Consider the following 13,797-nt stretch of genomic DNA (forward strand, 5'->3'; position numbering starts at 1 on the left):
TCGGAATGTAAGCCTAAGACGTTTTTCCAAGGGGCATTTTCAAGAATGACGACACCAACCAATTTAGAAGCGCTTTTTCTGCAGCTCATCAACGAGGCTCGGACCAGCGCCGGGGTGAAGCCGCTCACATTCGACGGCGAACTTCTGGACTCCACTGACGCTCACAGCGCATGGATGGACCAGACGGATACGTTCTCCCACACCGGCGTGAACGGCTCCAGCGCCGGCGCCCGCATGACGTCGGCCGGCTACGGATGGCAGGGCTGGGGCGAGAACATCGCCTATGTGAGCGGCGGAATGACCGAAGCGACGGTCCGCCAGCTGCACACCAACCTGATGAACTCGCCGGGCCACTATGCCAACATCGTCAACGGCTCGTTCGAGGAGATCGGGATCGGCCTGAAGGAAGGCACGATCAACGGCTATAAGGTCGTGTTCGTGACGCAGAACTTCGGCACGCCGAATGCGACGGAGCGGGCCGAAGCGAACGATGTCGGCACCACGGCTCCGACGCCGCCGACCACGCCCGCCGGACAATCCGTAGTCGGCAACAGCTCCAACAACACGCTGTACGGCACCTCCGGCAACGATACCCTCAACGGGAACGGCGGACGGGACGTGCTCTGGGGCCACTCGGGCAGCGATACCTTCCTGTTCGATACGACTTCGGAAGCCAATGGCGACACCATCAGCGACTTCGTCCATGGCACCGACAAGATCAACCTGTCGGGCATCGATGCCAGCACCCGGGCATCCGGAAACCAGGCGTTCAAGTTCATCGGCACGCAGAGCTTCCACAAGGTCGCCGGCGAGCTGAAGGCGTATCAGTCGAGCGGAAACACGTATGTCGCCGGCGACGTGAACGGCGACGGCAATGCCGACTTCACGATCAAGGCCCTCGGGGCTCATACCTTCGCGACTGCCGACTTCGTCCTCTAACGGACGATTCATCATCTCTCCACGTCATGGCCGGGCTCGTCCCGGCCATTTCGATCAAAAGAGCGGCGCGCCCCTCACATCGTCATCACGACGCCGCACCCACCCAGCACTCCCAACGCGAGAGCAACGAACACCCCATCGCGCCCGTGAAACGCGGGCGCGTTCATGATCGTGCGTGGCCCATCCGGGCTGAGGCCCCTGGCCTCCATGGCGATTGCCGTGCGGCCGGCGCGGCGGATGGCGAAGGCAAGCAGCGGGATCACGAGGCTCACCAGTTCGAAGGGACCCGGAATACGCCGCAGGCGACGGCCGGACTTCATGGCGCGAGCCAGCCGCATCTGCTGCGCCTCCCCGGCCAGGTCGGGCACGAGCTGCATGGCGGCGAACAGCGAATAGCCGATGCGCGGAGGCAGTCCGGCGTGCCGCATCAGAGCGCGCACGAAGAGCCCGGGATCGGTGGTGAGCGCAAAGAACAGGGAGATCATGCCGCAGGCGAGCGCACGCAGGAACAGGGTGACGCCCGCCGAGAACTCGGGCGAGGCGAGAACGGATTCGCGCGCCATGCGCAAGGCGAAATCGCTCTCCTGGCGAAACAGTAGGCTGGTGGTGAGAAAGCCGAAACCGAACAGGGCGAACGGCACCATCAGGGCGAGCAGCACCAGCGGCGAGGTGCGATGGAGGACGACGAGTGCGAGTGCCGGCGCCAGGATCGCGGCAAGCTGGAACCGCGGGTCGAAGACCAGCACCGCGGCGACGAGCCAGATGCAGCAGACCATGAGTTTCGACAGCGGGTTGAGGGATGTCAGCATGGGACAGCCTCAAGCCTTGTGGCGGTGGCCTTCAGCCATCGCATCGCCGCGGCACATGCAGGCTCGGCAAGCCCGGCGCGGGCGAGAAGAGCGGCATCGTTCATCAGCTCCTGCGTGGGACCATCGGCCAGGATTCCCCCCTCCCCGACCACGATCGAACGGGGGCAGAGCTTCAGGGCGAGATCCATGTCGTGCGTGATCAGCGCAAGGGTATGCCCCCTCTCGCGCAGGGACAGGATCTCCCGCGTGAGAAGCGCTGCACCATGGGCATCAAGCCCCGCCATCGGCTCATCGAGCACGAGGAGCGGCCAACGGTCCGACAGGGTGAGCGAGGCCAGCGCGAGCTTGCGCTTCTGGCCCTGCGACAGCTCGAGCGGGTGGTGTCTCGTGAGCTCCGCGAGGCCCCAGCTCTCCAGCGCCTCCGCTACACGCACGGCCTTCGCGTCTGCGCTCATGCGCTCCGGCAGCGCGGTGAGCAGTTCCTCGCGCACGGTCCCGGCGGTGAACTGGCTCTCGGGACGCTGGAAAGCATAGCCGCCCGGCGGACCTTCGCGCACGCCGGCCTTCGGCGGCAGGAGACCCGCGAGGCATAAGCCCAGCGTCGACTTGCCGGCGCCGTTCCTGCCCAACACGCCGAGGATCTCGCCCTCGCGGATGGAGAGGTCGATGCCGCGCAGCACGGCCGGCCCGAGGAAGGGTGCGCAATCGACCTTTGCCAACTGAACGAGCACGGACGCATCGCGCGTGACCACGGATGGTCCGGCCGCGGCCACGAAGGCCTCCACGGCGGACCGCGCTTTGTCGAGATGCTCGCTTGGAGCACGTACAGGATCGAGATGTGCGAGCGCTTCGTCGACGGAAAGGGGCGCGACCGGCGCTGCGATGCCCGCCCGCCCCATTTCCGCATCGAGCGCACTGGCGGCAGGACACCAGATGCCCTGCGATTGCAGAAGCGAGCGCTCGTCGCGAAAGATCGTGCGCGGATCGCCTTGTGCGATGACTCTGCCGTCGCGTCCGAGCACGACCATGCGGTCGATGGATTCGATCAGGCCGTCGAGCCTGTGGTCGACGATGAGGATGGTTTGCCCGCCCTCGCCGCTCGTCAGCAAATCATGCAGGCGCCGCGCGGCCTCCGGCGCAAGGTGCGCGGTCGGCTCGTCGGCGACGAAGAGTGGCGCGTCCTGAACGAGGGTCGCTGCCAGCGCAACGAGCTGGCGTTCGCCGCCCGAGAGCTGTGTGGAACGACGACGGCGCCAGTCCTCCGGCACGCTGACCTTTCGCATGGCCTCCGTGACAGCCTGCGTGATGCGCTCCGGCGGCAGGGCGCGGTTTTCGAGCGCGAAGGCGAGCTCGTCCTCGACCCGCATGCCGCAGAGCGTCTGGTCCGCATCCTGGAAATACTGCGCAACCTGGCGCGCCCAGTCCCATGGCTTCTGCGAGGAGACATCCTGACCGAAAAGCCGGACATGTCCGCTCACCTCGGCGGGAATGCTGTCGGGTATGAGGCCCGTCAGCGTCAGCAGAAGCGTGGATTTTCCGGAGCCCGACGGCCCGAGCAGGAGAACCCGCTCGCCAGGCCTGATCGACAGGTCCACGGGCCCGACCGCAGGACGCCCCGCGAAGGGATAGAGAACCTCGACTCCGCGCCACTCCGCGGCGGGCTCAAGCAGCAGCGGAGCGCTTCTCGACATCGATCGCAAGGCCCGCGAGCGCGCCCGTCCTGTAGAGCGCCTGCACGATGATGTGAGCAAGCCATCCGCCGAGCAGCGCGCCGCTCAAAGTCCGCAGCACGAACATGGCGACGAGCAGGGTCGGCTGCAGCGCGCCGTAATCGAACCGGATCCAGGTGTAGATATAGGAGAAGATCGCCGCGCCCACGCCCGCCGCCATCAGCACCGGCAGCGAATAATTGCGCCAGCGCGTTGCTGCGAAGACCGCTTCCGCGCCCGCGCCCTGGATGATGCCGCTGACCACGAGCAGCAAGCCGGCGGGGCTTCCCAGCAGCACCTGCACCGCTGCGGCCAGCACTTCGGCCGCGAAGGCGGCGCCGGGCTTGCGGATGACGGCGGCGGCCACCATCGAGGCGACGAACCAGAAACCCATCACCACGTCCATCGTCAGGGGACCGAAGACCGCCTGCGCGATCAGCCACACTTGCACCCAGCCGAGATAGAGCACGGCGAACACCGCGCCGATCACGGTGACGATGAGGATTTCCCTCAATGTCCAGCCACGGGACACGGACATGACGACCTCCTTGTTGTACGACGAGTTGTTGCGGAAAATTACGCTTTGCTCGGACTGTTCGCCGAGACCTTGAGATCAAGCGCCACATGGCCCTGCGGCGCGCCGAAGCGCAGGAAGGCTTCGCTCAACGTGGCGAAGACCGGGCCCGCGTCGCCGCGCAGCTTGGTGCAGAAATTCTTCGAGCGGTCGAAGACGCCGGATGCCTTCAGAAAGTCGATGCAGCCGTAGATCTCGTCCATGTGATGTCCGCTGCCGAGCGGATAGAGCGAGAATTGCGCGGCCACGACCTGCCCGGTTCTGGGAGTCGCCTCCACATGCCCCACGGCGGCGACAATGCGCGCCTGGAGCGGTTGATCGTGGTTCGAGCCGGCGACCGGCGTGCAGATCGGATCGTCGGGCTCACCCGGACAGCCGCGCGAGACGGTTGCGGCGAGCACGCAGTGAACGCCGCGGCGCGATGCTGCGAGAAACAGATCGCGCATGGCGGGAAAGATCTGCTCGGGCGGACCGACGATCAGCGTCGAGATGTCGTCCGTCTCGATCCTGAAGTTGGAACGGTAAGGCTCAAGCGCCCCGATGGCACCGAGGATGACATCGACGAAATCGTCGGTCATCGGGTAGAGGGAAATCTGTGCGCCGGAAAACATCGTCACCTCGCTCCGCTGGCATTACCCAGATCAGCTTGAGGGTCCAACGACTTCGCGTCGTCATCTCAGCCCCGGCGATACGGAGCACCCCTGTCAGATGCGACCTGCTTAGCACCTTTTTCCGCAGCATGGCAAGCCGGTCGCGCGCTTGCCGTCGGAAGATCGCAGCCCCTACTGCACGGTGACCTGATCCTTGATCCGCTCGAAGGCGGTGCGGCGCACCACACGCTTCTTCACCAGATCCTCCACCGACTTATACGGGCGCCCCCTGACGATGGCGCGGCCGAGCGAGCCGGCACCCTTCAATTTGTTGAGTTCTTCGATGGAGCTCTTGTTGAGATCGACGAGGCTTTCAGCGGAGCCGCCGGCAGGAACATAAGAATCCGCGAGGCTCGCCTGCTGGGTCACGGTACCCGTCATGGTCATGTCGGTGGGCGCAGCAGGCAGCGGCTTGGCGGGCTTGCTCTTGGACGGCTGCCGGACGACGGCCTCGAACTGTTTCAGGACCGCAAGGGAATGATCGTGAGAGAGCCCGATGGAAGCAGGATCCATGACGGCCTCGAGGGAGGCTTGGTCTGTCTCCTCCTCTTCCGCCATGGGCGGAGGAGCGAGGGCCGGCCGCTTCATGGGCAGCGCAATCGGCACGGATGGATCCGCATTGGCAATCTGAACGCGATCGGTCCGATCGGGTGGAGCTGCAGTTCGCGATTCGACGGCAATCGTCTGCGGCGGGGCTGCAGCCACCATCCCTTCCGAGGCGGGGCCGCTTCCCTGGAACCGCCACAGGGCCAGCCACCCGGCGCTCATGAGTGCAATCACGAGCAGAACGCGGATGGCCTGGAAGGCCGCGTTATCGTGCGGTTCGCGGGGCGTTTGGGTTCGAGACAAATCGCCAACCTGCATGGGATCCTCGCACATTCAATCGACGACGGAGCCTTGGTCTGGCCTTAGGGCTAGACAGCGTATGTGGCGCAGGCGTGGCAATCCGTGCACGCAAAGCGGCTTCAACGGGAATTTCGGCTAGGTATCTACATCTTTCGAGGGACGATGAAGGCGGCCGGCAACATCATCACCTTTCGGAAGATGCGCTTTCACAGCGTTCTCACCTGCGCGAGCGCGCCGATCGGGCATTCGAGCGCGGCGCGATCCCAGCCGCCCGCATCGGCCGCGGCATGGTAGGTCGTGACGAGGAAGTCCAGCACCAGCGCATCGGGATCCTCGGCCTCGCGCACCGTGTCATAGGGCAGGATGAACTCGCCGAGCGTGACGTCGAAGGATGTGCCCGGCGTCACCGTCGCATCGCGAAAACCCGGCGGCTCGGGATAGGCATAGGAGTAGAAGGCCGGCTGCGGGAAGGCATCGCCGCCAGGCCAGAAGCCGGCGCTCGAGACCTCGTGCGAATAGGCCTCGCGGGTGACCGGGTCCGGCAGGCCGGGCACGCCGCCGGGGTGGAGCGGAGCGCTGCGTCCGGAAAACCGCGTCACGGCAAGGTCGAAACTGCCCCAGAAGAAATGTACCGGCGAGGATTTGCCGAGAAACCCGGTGCGGAAGAGCTTGAACACCCGGTCCACCTGCACAAGCGCCCGCCAGAAGCGATGCGCCGCATCGCGGTCGTAAGAGGCATGAACCCGATCCTCGGAGAAGCGGACGGGATCCGCCACCTCGTTCGGCATCTCGTTGATGACAACCTCGATGCGGATGTCTTTCAGGATCGCGAGGATCCGCGAATAGAAGTCCGCGACGCTTTGCGGCTGCAGCGGCAGTTCCCGTTCCTCTCCGCTGCTCGTGCGCACGCGCAGGAGGTGGGAGATGAAGTCGAACTCGAGTTCCAGGATCTCATGGCCGACGGGAATGGGCGATGTGCACAATCCTCGCGCGCTGACATAGAGCGGCACGTGCCAGCCGTGATTGAGCCAGGGCGAGAGCGCGAGCCGGATCTTGCCGACGATCTGTGTCCAGAGTTGCAGGGTCGCTGCCGTGTCCCGCCAGGCGGGATAGGACAGTTCAGGCCAAGAAGCATCACCCATCAGGCCCTCCCGTGAGAAACGGAACTCAAGCAAAGCTAGAGCACCATTCGGAGCGGACAACCGGGCGGCTCAAGGCAGACGTACAGCAAACATGCACAGCGACGCAGCGTGCCGCTGAAGCGGCGTGTCGTTCCGCTGGAATGACACGCCGCGTCAGGACGCTTTCATCATCATGCGGCCGGGCGCATGCCGGCTGCGATGGAGGTCGGGATCTCGATGTCGACCTCCAGGGTCGATACCGAGGCGCCGCGGTCCATCTTGATCTGCACGNGGCCGGGCGCATGCCGGCTGCGATGGAGGTCGGGATCTCGATGTCGACCTCCAGGGTCGATACCGAGGCGCCGCGGTCCATCTTGATCTGCACGTTGTCCTGCGGCACCGCCATGTGCTTGGCGATCACGGCCATGATCTCCTCGCGCAGGATCGCAACGAGATCGGACTCACCGCTCCCGACGATAGTGCGCTCATGGGCGAGCAGAACCTGTAGCCGTTCGCGGGCGACGGGTGCGGACGTGTTGCGCTTGAAGAAATTGAACAGGCTCATGCGGCCCTCCGTGAGAAGAGTTTGCTGAACAGGCCGCGCTGCTTTTGAACCTCGACGATCGTCTCGCCCTGAAGCTTGCGCACAGCTTCGAGATAGGCCCGGGCCGGTGCGGAGTTCGGGCTGCCAAGCGTGACTGGCGCGCCGAGGTTCGACGAGCGCAGTACTTCCGTGCTTTCGGGAATGATGGCGAGAAGCGGAATCGAGAGGATTTCCAGCACGTCCTCGACTTTGAGGATCTCTCCGCGCTGAGCGCGTGCGGGGTCGTAGCGCGTGAGAAGGAGATGCTTTTCCACCTGCTCGCCCTTCTCCGCCTTTTCGGTCTTGGAATCGAGCAGGCCGATGATGCGGTCGGAATCGCGGATGGAGGAGACTTCCGGATTCGTCACGACGACGGCGACATCCGCATGACGCATGGCGAGCGTCGCGCCACGCTCGATGCCGGCCGGGCTGTCGCAGATGATCCAGTCGAACTTTTCACGCAGGCCGTTGATGACGCGCTCGACGCCTTCATCGGTGAGGTTGTCCTTGTCGCGGGTCTGGGAGGCCGGCAGCAGGGACAGGGTCTCGAGACGCTTGTCGCGGATGAGCGCCTGTTCGAGCTTCGCGTCGCCCTTGATCACGTTGATCAGGTCGAACACCACCCGGCGCTCCGCGCCCATGATGAGATCGAGATTGCGCAGGCCGACGTCGAAGTCGATCATGGCCACCTTCTGGCCGCTCTGTGCCAGAGCCGCGCCCAGGGCCGCCGTCGAGGTGGTCTTTCCGACACCGCCCTTGCCCGATGTTACGACAAGTACTTTCGCCATCCTTGGTTCTCCTCACCCTACAATGCTGCTCCTGCGACGGCATCACCAGCAGGTTCCCCGGAGGACCGCAGAACATGTTCGGAGAGCGGAGGCGGTTCAGGCTGTCGCGGATTTCTTACGCTACGTGATGCAGCTTATTCGGCGCCCATTATGGTTACCGGGTGGTTAAGATTTCCTGCTGAGCGCAGGTTTTTTGTTGAAAAACCAACGGTTTCGTCCTGACAGGACAATGATGCAGGCATTTTGTCCTAAGATCGGAAAGGAAGCTATGCCGAGCACCGTCCGTCGGCGCCGTCCCATTGACCTTCAGCCGGGACCCCCTAGCCTTGATCCGATGTCACTGGAGATCCCGATGCGGTACGGATGGCGGCTAGTTCTCTTGTCGGCGTTGACACTCGTTGCGGCTCACGCCCCGACGCTTGCTCAGCAGAGCACGACCGTCAGGGTCGGGCATTTCCCCAACATCACCCATGTGCAGGCCCTGGTGGCCCGCGCCTTCGAGCGGCAGGGACGGAACTGGCTTGGGGAGCGGCTCGGGCCGGGTGTGAAGATCGAGTGGTACGCCTATAATGCCGGTCCGAGCGCCATGGAGGCGATTTTCGCCAACTCCCTGGACCTGACCTATGTCGGCCCCAACCCGGCGCTCAACGCCTATGCCCGCTCCCGCGGTGCCGAGGTCCGGGTGATCGGCGGCGCCGTGAACGGCGGCTCGGCCCTGGTCGTGCAGGGAGATTCGACCCTCTCCAAGCCCACCGACTTCAAAGGCAAGCGCATCGCCACCCCGCAATTCGGCAATACGCAGGATGTGGCGGCCCGAGCCTGGTTCGTCGCAGGCGGATTGCGCATCACGCAGACCGGCGGCGACGCACATGTGGTGCCCACCAGCAATCCCGATCAGCTCTCCCTCTTCCAGAGCAAGCAGCTCGACGCGGTCTGGACCGTCGAGCCCTGGGTCTCGCGGCTGGAATCCGAGGCCGGCGGCAAGGTGCTGGTCGAGGAGAAGGACGCCATCACGACGATCCTCGTGTCGAGCGCCGGCTTCCTGGAGAAGAACCGCGATCTCGCCAAGCGCTTCGTGGCAGCCCATCGCGAACTCACCGACTGGATTCGGAAGAACCCGGACGAGGCCCAGCGCATGGCCCGCGACGAGCTTCAGGCCTCCTTCCGCCTCGACATGCCGCCCGAGCTCGTCGCCCGTGCCTGGAGCCGCATGGCGATCACGCCGGACACGTCGCGCGAAGCTTTCCAATCCTTCGTGACCAGCGCTCAGAAGGTCGGCTTCCTGCGCGATACGCCCGATCTGTCCCGTCTGATCGAGGCGCCTTGATGGAGGTATCCCAGCCGGACTCCATCACGGCCACGCCTGCGAAGCTCCTCGTGGAGAACGTCTCCAAGCGCTTCACGTCGTCGCGTGCCACAGTGCAGGCGCTGGATAATGTTTCGCTTACCGTCGCAGAGGGTGAATTCGTCTGCCTGATCGGCCCCAGCGGATGCGGCAAGTCCACTCTTCTCGACATCATGGCGGGGCTCACAATGCCGGATTCGGGCCGGGTGCTCGCCGACGGCAAGCTCGTGCAAGGTCCTGGCCGGCAACGCCTCGTCATGTTCCAGGAATCCGCGCTGTTTCCCTGGCTCGACGCCTTCGGCAACGTGATGTTCGGGCTGAAACTGCGGCCGGATCTGACCCATGCGGAGCGCAGGGACATCGCCGATCACTTCCTGCACCTCGTCGGCCTCGAGAAATTCAAGCGCGCGCATGTGCACGAGCTCTCGGGCGGCATGAAGCAGCGGGTTGCGCTGGCGCGCGCACTCGCGCCCGATCCGCAGGTACTGCTCATGGACGAGCCGTTCGCGGCGCTCGATGCACTCACCCGCGATCAGCTCTACGATGACATCCAGCGCATCTGGATGGAAAGCCGCAAGACCATCATCTTCGTCACGCACAACGTGCGCGAGGCGGTGTGCCTGGGAGATCGCGTCGTGCTCATGTCGCCCTCGCCCGGACGTATTTCGGAAATCTTCGAGATCAAACTGTCTCGTCCGCGCGATATCAACAGTCCGGATCTGGCCGGCTATACGTCGAAGGTTGCCGCCGCTCTCAAGGGAACGTTGAAAGGGGCGGTGTTCGAATGAAACGCACGGCTGTCGCCCTTCTCTTCTTCGCTGTGCTGATCGGCCTGTGGGAGCTCGCCGTGCGCAGCGGCCGCTGGTCCATCGTTCTTCTTCCCTCGCCCATCTTCGTCGGCGAATACATCTGGAGTGCGCTGCTCGACGGCACGCTTCTCGAATCCACCTGGGTGACGCTCAAGCGGCTCCTGGTCGGCTACGCCGCGGGCGTCCTCGTCGGCCTGCCGCTCGGCCTGCTGACCAGCACGTCGCGGGTTTTCGAAGACACCATCGGAGCACTGGCTCTCGGCTTCCAGACATTGCCGAGCGTGTGCTGGGTGCCGCTCGCCCTCGTCTGGTTCGGGCAGACGGAAGGCGCGATGCTGTTCGTCGTGGTCATGGGCACCGTGTGGTCTGTCATCCTCGCCACCGATCACGGCGCGCGCAACATCCCGCCCATTTATGCGCGCGCGGCACGCACCATGGGATCGGAGGGCTTTCATAAATGGACCCGGGTCATCCTGCCCGCCTCGCTTCCCTTCCTGGTCAGCGGCATGAAGCAGGGCTGGGCCTTCGCGTGGCGCTCCCTGATGGCGGCGGAAATCTATGTGACGATCCTCACCGGCTTCGGCCTCGGCCACCTGCTGCATTACGGACGCGAGTTGAACGCCATGGAGCAGGTGATCGGCATCATGATCGTCATCGTGGTGATCGGTCTCCTCGTCGACCGGCTGCTGTTCTCCCCCTGGGAGCGCTTCCTGCACCGGCGCTGGGGCACGAATGTGAAGGAAGCATAGCAGGGCTGCAGTGCAGCTCCCTTGGCGTCACACTCCTGTGAAACATTTCCCTTCCCTTGGCGTTGGAAGCCGAATGTCCGGAGGAGTGGATTCATGCCTGGCCCGGAACGCAGCCCCGTTCTCATCGTCACCACCATTCTCACGCTTCTGATCGGAGTGGCTCTCGCCATCGGCGGCGTATGGCTGATCATGCTCGGCGGCTCCTGGTTCTATGCGATTGCGGCCGTCGGCTTTCTCCTCACGGGCATCCTTCTCCTCGCGCAGAAGCCAGCAGCCTTATGGGTTTACGCGCTCGTCGTCGCCGGCACGCTCGGCTGGGCCCTATGGGAGGTCGGCCTCCACTGGTGGCCGCTCGCGGCGCGCGGCGACGTGGTGTTCCTCATCGGCCTTCTGCTGCTCACGCCCTGGGTGACGCGCAGACTCGATGATCGGCCGCCCGCTTCGCCGTCGGATCGCAATGCGACGGTGCGGCGCGTCTCGGCCTTCCGGGGCGCAGGTCTGCCGCTGACCGCAATCCTGGCCATCGCGCTCGCGGTCGCCGTGGCCTCTTGGTTCATCGATCCCACGCGGATCGACGGCACGGCCCCGGGGGTCCGCGCGGACGTACCCGACGATCTGCTCGGCGTTCCGCCCGGTGAATGGCATGCCTATGGGCGCACGGCTTTCGGCCAGCGCTACTCGCCGCTCAACCAGATCACGCCCGAGAACGTCGCCAACCTCCAGGAAGCCTGGACCTACCGCACCGGCGACGTGCGCGGGCGCCCCGGCGATCCGGAGGAGACCACGTTTCAGGTGACGCCGCTCAAGTTCGGTAACCGGCTGTACCTGTGCACGCCGCATCAATCGATCATCGCGCTCGACGACACGACCGGCAAGGAAGTCTGGCGCTACGATCCGAAGATCCGCGGCGAACTCGCCCTGCAGCATCTGACCTGCCGGGGCCTGTCCTATTATCACGGCAATGGCGCAGCCGCGGCAGCGCCTGCACCCGCACCTGTCGCAACGGCTTCGTCTGTTCCGGACCTACCGGTAGCGGCGAGCGAGCGGCAGACGTCCGACAATTGCCCGACCAAGCTCTTCATGCCCACCGCCGACGGGCGCCTGATCGCCCTGAACCCGGAGAACGGCGCCGTCTGCACCGCCTTCGGCGGCGGCACGGGGCAGATCAATCTCTGGGCCAACATGCCCAATGTGAAGCCGGGCGCCTATTACTCCACCTCGCCGCCCGCCATCGCGAGAAACCTCATCATCGTCGGCGGCACCGTGCTCGACAACGTGTCGACCAGCGAGCAGTCCGGCGTCATCCGCGCCTTCGACGTGAACACCGGCGCGCTGGTGTGGAACTGGGATTCGGGCAGGCCGGATGTCACGACGCCGCTGGCGCCGGGCGAAACCTACGTGCCGAACTCGCCCAACTCGTGGTCGATCTCCAGCGTCGATGAAGCCTTGGGGCTGATCTACATCCCGCTCGGCAACCAGCCGCCGGATCAGTGGGGCGGCAACCGCAGTGCCAATGTGGACCGTTTCTCCTCCTCCGTCGTGGCTCTCGACATCGCGACCGGGCAAATGCGCTGGGTCTTCCAGACCGTGCATCACGATCTGTGGGATTACGACGTTCCCTCCCAGCCGAGCCTCATCGACCTGAATATCGGCGGCCAGACCGTGCCGGCTCTCGTGCAGCCGACCAAGCAGGGCGAGCTCTACGTGCTGGATCGGCGCACGGGACAGCCTGTCCTGCCGGTGACGGAGAAGCCCGCGCCGCAGGGTGCGGCACCGGGCGACCGCACGTCCCCGACGCAGCCCGTCTCCGCCCTGTCCTTCGACCCGCCGCCGCTCACCGAGCGCGACATGTGGGGCGCGACGCTGTTCGACCAGCTCGCCTGCCGCATCGCGTTCAAGAAGCTGCGCTACGAGGGCCGCTACACCCCGCCCTCGCTTGAAGGCACGTTGGTCTATCCCGGCAATTTCGGCGTGTTCAACTGGGGCAGCGTCGCGGTCGATCCGGAGCGGCAGATCGCATTCACGACCCCGACCTACATCGCCTTCGTGTCGCAACTCGTACCGCGCCAGGACGACAAGACCCTCTATGTCCAGGGCGAGAATCGGCCCGAGAGCAGCCTGCCAGCGCTCAATGAGAACTTCGGTGCGCCGTTCGCCGTGAAGCTATCCGCCTTCACCTCCGCGCTCGGCGTCCCCTGCCAGGCGCCGCCCTGGGGCTATGTGGCGGCGGCCGATCTCACCACCGGCAAGATCCTGTGGAAGCACAAGAACGGCACGGTGCGCGATGCCTCGCCGATCCCGCTGCCCTTGCCCATGGGCGTACCCAATCTCGGCGGGCCGATGATGACCGCAAGCGGCGTCGCGTTCCTGTCCGGCACGATCGATTACTTCGTGCGCGCCTACGATGTCTCGAACGGAAACCAGCTCTGGGAAGCGCGGCTTCCCGCTGGCGGACAGGCGACGCCGATGACCTATACCGGTGCGGATGGGCGGCAATATCTGCTCGTGGTGGCGGGCGGTCATGGCTCGCTCGGGACCAAGGCTGGCGATTATGTGATCGCCTATGCCCTGCCCAAGACCTGATGGGACGCTTGATGCGCAGGATCGTCGCCGGCCTGGTTACGCCGCTTCTCTCGGCTGCGCTGGCGCAGGCCAGCGCAGCCGTGGAAGGCTCACCGCCCAATACGCCCGGCGCTGCAGATGGCGCCGGGAATGCTTAGTGGCTGATCGTCCTAAAGCGCTTTTGGTCTCAGTGTAGAGCATAGCCGGCATGCCTGATCCAGCCTTGAGCATCCTTTGCGCTGATGGTGTCGAGGGCTGGTTTGAGCTCTGCCTCCAAGGCTTCAAGGCTACGTGGGGCTTTTGCCTTGAGCCG

At 65.0% G+C, this 13,797-nt stretch carries 13 protein-coding genes, 1 pseudogene and 1 riboswitch; of the genes and pseudogenes, 6 read left to right on the top strand and 8 right to left on the bottom strand.

Annotated features, from left to right (window positions below; translation table 11 throughout):
• The first annotated feature begins 45 nt into the window (after positions 1-45).
• Entirely contained in the window at positions 46-939 is an 894-nt protein-coding gene (locus KHP60_RS06515) for a CAP domain-containing protein (protein ID WP_213562776.1), read from the top strand.
• A gap of 74 nt (positions 940-1,013) precedes the next feature.
• On the opposite strand, the gene KHP60_RS06520 is transcribed toward KHP60_RS06515, so the two are convergent.
• The 8 genes and pseudogenes from KHP60_RS06520 to minD form a co-directional block, all read right to left on the bottom strand.
• Positions 1,014-1,748, bottom strand: a complete 735-nt coding sequence (locus tag KHP60_RS06520) for an energy-coupling factor transporter transmembrane protein EcfT (RefSeq protein ID WP_213562778.1) — start codon at positions 1,746-1,748, stop codon at positions 1,014-1,016.
• Positions 1,742-3,439: an ABC transporter ATP-binding protein gene (locus KHP60_RS06525; RefSeq protein WP_213562780.1), complete on the bottom strand. Its 1,698-nt coding sequence runs from the start codon at positions 3,437-3,439 to the stop codon at positions 1,742-1,744. The genes KHP60_RS06520 and KHP60_RS06525 overlap by 7 nt, the downstream gene beginning before the upstream one ends.
• Entirely contained in the window at positions 3,411-3,995 is a 585-nt protein-coding gene (locus KHP60_RS06530; protein WP_213562782.1) for an ECF transporter S component, read from the bottom strand. The genes KHP60_RS06525 and KHP60_RS06530 overlap by 29 nt, the downstream gene beginning before the upstream one ends.
• 38 nt (positions 3,996-4,033) lie before the next feature.
• Positions 4,034-4,642 (bottom strand): YkoF family thiamine/hydroxymethylpyrimidine-binding protein, encoded by a 609-nt coding sequence (locus tag KHP60_RS06535; protein ID WP_213562831.1) that lies wholly within the window; start codon positions 4,640-4,642, stop codon positions 4,034-4,036.
• Positions 4,633-4,744: riboswitch (TPP riboswitch) on the bottom strand. Its footprint overlaps the gene before it by 10 nt.
• A 69-nt stretch (positions 4,745-4,813) precedes the next feature.
• Positions 4,814-5,545: a helix-hairpin-helix domain-containing protein gene (locus tag KHP60_RS25065; protein WP_249688564.1), complete on the bottom strand. Its 732-nt coding sequence runs from the start codon at positions 5,543-5,545 to the stop codon at positions 4,814-4,816.
• A gap of 188 nt (positions 5,546-5,733) precedes the next feature.
• Positions 5,734-6,669, bottom strand: a complete 936-nt coding sequence (locus tag KHP60_RS06545; protein WP_213562784.1) for a DUF5996 family protein — start codon at positions 6,667-6,669, stop codon at positions 5,734-5,736.
• A gap of 283 nt (positions 6,670-6,952) precedes the next feature.
• Positions 6,953-7,213: pseudogene (gene minE, locus KHP60_RS06550) on the bottom strand (cell division topological specificity factor MinE); the annotation flags it as partial.
• A complete protein-coding gene (minD, locus tag KHP60_RS06555) occupies positions 7,210-8,019 on the bottom strand; it encodes a septum site-determining protein MinD (RefSeq protein WP_213562786.1) in 810 nt (269 codons plus the stop codon). The gene minD and the pseudogene minE, both read right to left, overlap by 4 nt.
• Positions 8,020-8,398: 379 nt before the next feature.
• Between minD and KHP60_RS06560 the strand changes: the two genes are divergently transcribed.
• From KHP60_RS06560 to KHP60_RS25440, 5 genes are all read left to right on the top strand, one after another.
• A complete protein-coding gene (locus tag KHP60_RS06560) occupies positions 8,399-9,346 on the top strand; it encodes an ABC transporter substrate-binding protein (RefSeq protein ID WP_249688565.1) in 948 nt (315 codons plus the stop codon).
• Positions 9,346-10,152, top strand: coding sequence for an ABC transporter ATP-binding protein (locus KHP60_RS06565; RefSeq protein ID WP_213562802.1), 807 nt, complete (start codon positions 9,346-9,348; stop codon positions 10,150-10,152). Before KHP60_RS06560 ends, KHP60_RS06565 begins: the two co-directional genes overlap by 1 nt.
• Positions 10,149-10,922 (top strand): ABC transporter permease, encoded by a 774-nt coding sequence (locus KHP60_RS06570; RefSeq protein WP_213562804.1) that lies wholly within the window; start codon positions 10,149-10,151, stop codon positions 10,920-10,922. Before KHP60_RS06565 ends, KHP60_RS06570 begins: the two co-directional genes overlap by 4 nt.
• Before the next feature lie 93 nt (positions 10,923-11,015).
• Positions 11,016-13,505, top strand: coding sequence for a glucose/quinate/shikimate family membrane-bound PQQ-dependent dehydrogenase (locus KHP60_RS06575; RefSeq protein WP_213562806.1), 2,490 nt, complete (start codon positions 11,016-11,018; stop codon positions 13,503-13,505).
• An 11-nt stretch (positions 13,506-13,516) separates the two neighbouring features.
• Complete coding sequence (locus tag KHP60_RS25440; protein WP_283770679.1) at positions 13,517-13,642, top strand: hypothetical protein; 126 nt, start codon at positions 13,517-13,519, stop codon at positions 13,640-13,642.
• Positions 13,643-13,797 lie beyond the last annotated feature (155 nt).

This window comes from Microvirga sp. 3-52 (assembly GCF_018383585.1).
GTDB lineage: Bacteria > Pseudomonadota > Alphaproteobacteria > Rhizobiales > Beijerinckiaceae > Microvirga.

Bases quoted from the DNA above. Each gene is read 5' to 3' on its own strand.
- KHP60_RS06515 (WP_213562776.1), top strand. From the start codon at position 46: ATGACGACACCAACCAATTTAGAAGCGCTTTTTCTGCAGCTCATCAAC.
- KHP60_RS06520 (WP_213562778.1), bottom strand. From the start codon at position 1,748: ATGCTGACATCCCTCAACCCGCTGTCGAAACTCATGGTCTGCTGCATC.
- KHP60_RS06525 (WP_213562780.1), bottom strand. From the start codon at position 3,439: ATGTCGAGAAGCGCTCCGCTGCTGCTTGAGCCCGCCGCGGAGTGGCGC.
- KHP60_RS06530 (WP_213562782.1), bottom strand. From the start codon at position 3,995: ATGTCCGTGTCCCGTGGCTGGACATTGAGGGAAATCCTCATCGTCACC.
- KHP60_RS06535 (WP_213562831.1), bottom strand. From the start codon at position 4,642: ATGTTTTCCGGCGCACAGATTTCCCTCTACCCGATGACCGACGATTTC.
- KHP60_RS25065 (WP_249688564.1), bottom strand. From the start codon at position 5,545: ATGCAGGTTGGCGATTTGTCTCGAACCCAAACGCCCCGCGAACCGCAC.
- KHP60_RS06545 (WP_213562784.1), bottom strand. From the start codon at position 6,669: ATGGGTGATGCTTCTTGGCCTGAACTGTCCTATCCCGCCTGGCGGGAC.
- minD (WP_213562786.1), bottom strand. From the start codon at position 8,019: ATGGCGAAAGTACTTGTCGTAACATCGGGCAAGGGCGGTGTCGGAAAG.
- KHP60_RS06565 (WP_213562802.1), top strand. From the start codon at position 9,346: ATGGAGGTATCCCAGCCGGACTCCATCACGGCCACGCCTGCGAAGCTC.
- KHP60_RS06570 (WP_213562804.1), top strand. From the start codon at position 10,149: ATGAAACGCACGGCTGTCGCCCTTCTCTTCTTCGCTGTGCTGATCGGC.
- KHP60_RS06575 (WP_213562806.1), top strand. From the start codon at position 11,016: ATGCCTGGCCCGGAACGCAGCCCCGTTCTCATCGTCACCACCATTCTC.
- KHP60_RS25440 (WP_283770679.1), top strand. From the start codon at position 13,517: ATGCGCAGGATCGTCGCCGGCCTGGTTACGCCGCTTCTCTCGGCTGCG.